Origin of the sequence: Micromonospora sp. C41 (assembly GCF_018070485.1) — a bacterium.
In the GTDB taxonomy this organism is placed as follows: Bacteria; Actinomycetota; Actinomycetes; order Mycobacteriales; family Micromonosporaceae; genus Micromonospora; species Micromonospora chalcea.
Map to the genome: position 1 here is coordinate 22,944 of NZ_JAGPXP010000049.1, position 6,000 is coordinate 28,943.

The 6,000-nt window shown below is 75.0% G+C and carries 6 protein-coding genes; 4 read left to right on the forward strand and 2 right to left on the reverse strand.

Annotated elements, in window-relative coordinates:
• The first annotated feature begins 9 nt into the window (after positions 1–9).
• Both KBX43_RS29960 and KBX43_RS29965 read left to right on the forward strand, forming a co-directional pair.
• Positions 10–1,827, forward strand: a complete 1,818-nt coding sequence (locus KBX43_RS29960) for a glycerol-3-phosphate dehydrogenase/oxidase (RefSeq protein ID WP_043330892.1) — start codon at positions 10–12, stop codon at positions 1,825–1,827.
• Positions 1,828–1,893: 66 nt separating this feature from the next.
• The gene (locus tag KBX43_RS29965) at positions 1,894–2,403 is read left to right on the forward strand and encodes a hypothetical protein (RefSeq protein ID WP_069087818.1); all 510 of its coding nucleotides are present in this window, start codon (positions 1,894–1,896) and stop codon (positions 2,401–2,403) included.
• Here KBX43_RS29965 and KBX43_RS29970 read toward each other — a convergent pair.
• A complete protein-coding gene (locus tag KBX43_RS29970) occupies positions 2,400–3,800 on the reverse strand; it encodes an FAD-binding oxidoreductase (RefSeq protein ID WP_069087817.1) in 1,401 nt (466 codons plus the stop codon). The two genes, KBX43_RS29965 and KBX43_RS29970, sit on opposite strands and share 4 nt — an antisense overlap.
• 33 nt (positions 3,801–3,833) lie before the next feature.
• Here KBX43_RS29970 and KBX43_RS29975 point away from each other — a divergent pair, with 33 nt between their 5' ends.
• Positions 3,834–4,166 (forward strand): DUF4031 domain-containing protein, encoded by a 333-nt coding sequence (locus tag KBX43_RS29975; protein WP_043330893.1) that lies wholly within the window; start codon positions 3,834–3,836, stop codon positions 4,164–4,166.
• Here the strand turns inward: KBX43_RS29975 and KBX43_RS29980 are convergent.
• On the reverse strand, positions 4,092–4,727 hold the full coding sequence (locus KBX43_RS29980; protein WP_210888454.1) for a metal-dependent phosphohydrolase: 636 nt from the start codon (positions 4,725–4,727) through the stop codon (positions 4,092–4,094). The two genes, KBX43_RS29975 and KBX43_RS29980, sit on opposite strands and share 75 nt — an antisense overlap.
• Positions 4,728–4,795: 68 nt before the next feature.
• Between KBX43_RS29980 and KBX43_RS29985 the strand changes: the two genes are divergently transcribed.
• Positions 4,796–6,000 (forward strand): aromatic acid exporter family protein (locus KBX43_RS29985; RefSeq protein ID WP_210888456.1); only part of this gene is annotated, 1,205 nt, incomplete at its 3' end.

Genomic DNA, 6,000 nt, shown 5'->3' on the forward strand with positions numbered 1-6,000 from the left:
GACCCCAACGTGTCCCGATCCGTGGCCGGCCAGCTCTCCGCCGAGCGCCGCGCCGACGACCTGCGCCGCCTTCGGGCCGAGCGGTTCGACGTCCTGGTCATCGGCGGCGGGGTGACCGGAGCGGGCGCCGCGCTCGACGCCGCGTCCCGCGGGCTGAAGGTCGCCCTGGTGGAGGCGCGCGACTACGCCGCCGGCACCTCCAGCCGGTCCAGCAAGCTGATCCACGGCGGCCTGCGCTACCTGGAGCAGCTGGAGTTCCACCTGGTCCACGAGGCGCTGACCGAACGCGGACTGCTCGCCACCCGGCTCGCCCCGCACCTGGTCCGTCCGGTGCCGATCCTGGTTCCGCTGCCCGCCGAGGGCGGCGCGCGGGACCTGCCCCGGCGGTTCTTCCGCCGCTCCTACTACGGGCTCGGCGTGGCCGCGTACGACGCGTTCGCCGGGGTGTTCGGCGGCGGGCGGGGGATGCCGCTGCACCGGCACCTGAGCCGCGAGGGCACGCGCCGGATCTTCCCGAGCCTGCGTCCGGACAAGCTGGCCGGCGCGATCCGCTACTACGACGGTCAGGTCGACGACGCCCGTCTCGTGGTGACGCTGGCGCGTACCGCGGCGAGCCTCGGCGCGACGGTGGTGACCAGCGCCCGCGCGGTCGGCCTGACCCGCCAGGCCCGCGAGGTCACCGGCGTGCGGGTACGCGACCTGGAGGCGCCGGCCGGCTCGCCGGACGCCGAGTTCGAGGTACGCGCGCGCACCGTGATCGCCGCCACCGGCGTGTGGAGCGACGACATGTCGCGGATGCTCAACGACGTCGGGCTCCGCCCGAAGCTGCGGGTCCGGGCCTCCAAGGGAGTGCACCTGGTGGTGCCCCGATCGGCGATCGTCGGCGAGACCGGCCTGATCCTGCGTACCGCCACGAGCGTGCTCTTCGTGATCCCCTGGGGCGGGCACTGGATCATCGGCACCACCGACACGGACTGGCAACTCGACAGGTCCCACCCGGCTGCGACCGCCAGCGACATCGAATACCTGCTCTCCCAGGTCAACACGGTGCTGGACCGGCCGCTGACCACCGCCGACATCGAGGGCGTCTACGCCGGGCTGCGCCCGCTGCTGGCCGGCGAGGCGGACTCCACCTCGAAGCTGTCCCGCGAGCACGCCGTGGTGGAGCCGATGCTCGGCCTGCTGCTGGTGGCCGGCGGCAAGTACACCACCTACCGGGTGATGGCGTCGGACGTGGTCGACCGCGCGATGCACCGGCTCGGCCGGACCCGCCCCTCGCGTACCGCCGACCTGCCGCTGCTGGGCGCCGACGGCTACGCGGCCCTGTGGCGGGACCGGGCCGACCTGGCCCGCCGGCACGGAGTCGCGGTCGGCGTGGTCGAGCACCTGCTGGAGCGGTACGGCAACCTCACGCTGGACCTGCTCGCGCTGGTCGACGCCGATCCGCTGCTCGGTTCGCCGCTGGCCGGCGCGCCGGAATACCTGGCCGCCGAGGTGACGTACGCCGCCCGCGCCGAGGGCGCGCTGCACCTGGAGGACGTGCTCACCCGGCGTACCCGGATCTCGATCGAGACCAGCCACCGCGGTCTGGAGTCGGCGGAGCACGCCGCGGAGCTGATGGGCGCGGTGCTCGGCTGGGACGCGGCGACCCGGGACCGGGAGGTGGCCCACTACCGGGCGCGGGTGCTGGCCGAGCGGGAGTCGCAGCTCATGACGGACGACATCGCCGCCGACGCGGCCCGCCTCGGCGCGCCCGATGTGCGTGGTTTCGCAGCAGACCGAGGGACCGACGGCCCGGGCGTTGAACTTCCGGCCTCCCCCAGGTAGGGGATCCCCACCCCGGGCCGCTCGGCCGCTAGTGCGCGCTACCTACGGAAGTGTAGGTTTCCCCGCGTGGTCCGCCCATCATGGTCGTCGCGCGTCCCCGCCCTGTCCGCTGCCGTCCTGCTGGCGACCGCTCTGACCGGATGCGCCTTCGGCCGGGCCGAAGGCGCCACCGCGCCCGGAGCAGCGGGAACAGCCAGCCCCACCCCGGCCGGCAAGCGCGTCTCCCTGGTGCAGAAGCTCGGCGACGAGGGCCCGATCCGCCACCTCGACGTGGACCCGTCCGGCCGCTGGCAGTGCCGCGACTGCGCCGGTGACGGCGTGGACGCCACCGGCACGCTGAGCCCCGAGCAGAGCCGGCGGCTCCAGCGGATGCTCGCCGACCCGGCGCTGGCGAAGGAGACCGACGAGGCCCGCGGCTACAAGCAGGGCTGCATCGGCGTGCTGACCTCGACGTTGCTCGTCCCGCCCGGCCTGACCGTCACCATCCAGGACTGCCCGGGCGAGCCGAAGCCGAAGGTGGCCTACGACGTGCTGCTGCTCGTCACCCAGGCCACGCCCGCCGAGGACAAGGGTTAGAACACCTTGCCGGGGTTGAGCAGCCCGGCCGGGTCCAGCGCCCCCTTGATCGCCTGGTGCACCCGTACGCCCACCGGGCCGATCTCGCGGGCCAGCCAGTCCCGCTTGAGCAGCCCCACGCCGTGCTCCCCGGTGCAGGTGCCGCCCAGTTCCAGCCCGAGCGCCATGATCTCGTCGAAGGCCCGCCGCCCCCGGGCCAGGCTGTCCGGGTCGGCCCGGTCGACCACGATGTTCGGGTGCATGTTGCCGTCGCCCGCGTGACCGACCACGCCGATCGGCACCCGGCACGCCTCGGCGATCCGGGCCACCCCGTCCAGCAGTTCCGCCAGCCGGGCGCGCGGCACCGCCACGTCGTCGATGACCAGGCCACCGTTGCCGCCGGGGTAGGTCTGCGCCGCGAACCGCTCCATCGCCGGGTGGGCCAGCCGCCGGGCCTGCAGCAGCGCCGCCGCCTCGGTCGCGTCGCCGGCCGCGTAGACCTCGTCGGCGCCCGCCGCCGTGCACACCTCGGCCAGCCGGGCCAGGTCGTCGGCGGCCCGGGCGCCGGTGTCCACCGCTGCCAGCAGCAGCGCCTCGGCATCAGTGCGCAGACCCATCGGCCGGTACGCCTCGATCGCCCGCAGATGGGTCCGGTCCAGCAGTTCCAGCAGGCTCGGGGTGAGCCCCCGCCCGGCGATCCCGGCGACCGCACCGCCGGCGGTGGCCACCGTGGGGAAGACCGCGACCAGGGTCAGTGACTGCTCCGGGGCCGGACGCAACGCCACTGTCACCTCGGTGATCACGCCGAGCGTGCCCTCCGAACCGACGAAGAGCCGGGTCAGGTCGTACCCGGCGACCCCCTTCGCGGTACGCCGCCCGGTGCGCAGCACCTCGCCGGAGGCGAGCACCACCTCCAGGCCCAGCACGTACTCGCCGGTCACGCCGTACTTCACGCAGCACATGCCGCCGGCGTTGGTGGCCACGTTGCCGCCGACGGTGGACGACTCCCACGAGCCGGGATCCGGCGGATACCAGAGGCCGTGCTCCCGCACCGCGCGGGCGAGCGCCGCGTTGACCACGCCGGGCTGCACCACGGCGATCCGGCCGACCGGGTCGATCTCGCGGACCCGGTTCATCGCCACGGTGCTCACCACCACCGCGCCGTCCACCGCGTTCGCCGCGCCGGCCAGCCCGGTCCGCGCGCCCTGCGGCACCACCGGTACGCCGTGCCGCCCCGCCGCGCGGACCACCGCCACCACGCCCTCGGTGTCACGGGGGCGGACCACCACCAGCGGGACGCCCGAGTCGCACAGGTCTGCCTCGTCGCGGGCGTGCCCGGCCAGCAGGTCCGGGTCGGTCAGCACGGCGGCGTCGCCGAGCGCGCCCCGCAGGTCGTCGAGGAGGGGATGGGCGGCCATGCCGGGAAGGCTACCGGCGTACCGTCTGTTGCCGTGCTCTACCTGGACCCGCCCGCCGTGCCCTGGCGCGGCCGGCTCTGGTCGCACCTGATCAGCGACGTCTCGTACGCCGAGCTGCACGCGTTCGCGGAGATGCTCGGCGCGCCCCGGCGCGGCTTCGACCGGGACCACTACGACGTGCCCGCCGAACGGTTCCGGGCGGCGGTGTGGCTGGGCGCGACTGTCGTGCCCTCGCGGGAGATCGTCCGGCTGCTGCGGGACACCGGCCTGCGCCGTCCGAAGCACCGCTTCTCAGGCCAGCGCGGCCAGCTCCCGGGACAGGTTGGCCCGGGCGCGGGACTCCCAGCGGGCGTGCGGCTCGGGTAGCCGGTACAGCGCCGGCAGCGCGAGCAGGTGCCGCAGCGCCGCCGACCGGCCGGCGCGGAAGTCCGGGTCGGGCACGTGCGCGTACTCGGCGCGGATCGCGGCGGCGTACCTGTCGTAGCGCTCCGCCGGGGCCGCCAGCACCGCCAGGTCCGCGTCGCAGAGCAGCGCGCCGTCCGGGTCGTCCGGCCCGACCGCGTGACCGGCGGTGAGCAGCACCAGGCGGCGTACCCCGGTCACCGTCGCGGCCGGGACCCCGGCGGCGGCCAGCAGCTCGCCGCCGAGGTCGGCGCTGGCCCGCTCGTTGGCGTCACCCGCCGCGCGCGGGTCGTAGACCGCGTCGTGGCACCACGCCGCGAGCCGGACCAGGTCGGGGTCGCGGGCCAGCCCGGCGTACGCGTCGACCACGTCGAGCACCGCCCGCAGGTGCGCCTCGTCGTGGTAGCGCCGGTGCGGCTCCCGCCAGCCCGCCAGCAGCCGGGCGCCGGCCCGCTCGACAGCCGCCGGATCGGTCGCGCCCGCCGCCCGCGCCGTCTCCCGCCACCGTGCCGTCAGGTCGTCCATCGGATGCAGTCTGCCCCCTTCGGCCCGGGTAGAGGGATTCAGCCGGGGCGGTACGGGTAGTACCGGCCATGGCCCGGGACGGACGACTGCAGTTCTTGCGTCGCGGAAAGCTGCGTGAGGGGCGGGCCGACCGCGACGGGCAGCGGATCGCCTCCGCGATGGAGGAGCTGCGGCACCGGGGCAAGGCGACCCTGCACGACCGGCTGCACCGGGTCCGGACCGCGTTCGGCCTGGCGGTGCAGGCCGGGCTCGCCGCCGGCCTGGCGTACCTGATCTCGCACCGGCTGCTGAAGAACCCGCAGCCGGTCTTCGCGCCGATCTCCGCCGTCGGCACGCTCGCCGCCTCGGTGGGGCAGCGGTTCCGGCGTACGGTCGAGCTGATCGCCGGCGTGGCCGTCGGCGTGCTGGTCGGCGACGCGCTCATCTACTTCGTCGGCACCGGCGCCTGGCAGCTCGCGCTCGTGGTGACCTCGGCGATCCTGCTGAGCATCTTCGCCGGGGCGAGTGTGGCGATCGTGATCCAGGCCGCGGCCACCGCGGTGCTGATCGTGACGCTCAGCCCGTCCACCGAGAACCTGGAATTCCCCCGCTTCATCGACGCGTTACTCGGTGGCGGCATCGCGCTGCTCGTCACCGCCATCCTGCTGCCGCTCAACCCGCTACGGGTGATCAACCGGGCCGCCCGGCCCGCGCTGGACCTCCTCGCCGACCAGCTCGACGCCTGCGCCGAGGCGCTTCGCAACCAGGACCGGGAGGCGGCCCAGCGCGCGCTGTTCCGGCTGCGGGAGAACAAGGAGGAACTGGCCGCCCTCTCCGAGGCGATCGAGGGTGCCAAGGAGACCAGCACGCTGTCCCCGGCCCGCTGGCACCGGCGCGGCGAGCTGACCCACTACGCGGAGGCGGCCGACCCGATCGACCGGGCCATGCGCAACACCGGCACGCTGATCCGCCGCGCGGTCACCATGATCGAGGACGACGAACCGGCCCCCGAGCCGATGCCGGACGCGATCGGTCATCTGGCCGAGTCGGTGCGCCTGCTCCGGCACGAGTTCGCCGCCGGGCAGGAGCCGGAGCAGGCCCGGGAACGGTCGCTGCGCGCGGTGAGCGAGGCCGGCCGGGCGTACGCCGAGGGGGTCGGCTTCTCCGGCAGCGTGGTGATCGCGCAGGTGCGTACCACGGCGAGCGACCTGATGGTGGCCTCCGGGATCGAGCAGGAGGAGGCGAACCGCCTGGTCCGGCAGGCGTTCGGCGAGAAGGAGCACCGCACCGGCCC

Excerpts from the sequence above, each read along its gene's own strand:
- KBX43_RS29980 (WP_210888454.1), bottom strand. The coding sequence starts at position 4,727 with ATGGACGACCTGACGGCACGGTGGCGGGAGACGGCGCGGGCGGCGGGC.
- KBX43_RS29970 (WP_069087817.1), bottom strand. The coding sequence starts at position 3,800 with ATGGCCGCCCATCCCCTCCTCGACGACCTGCGGGGCGCGCTCGGCGAC.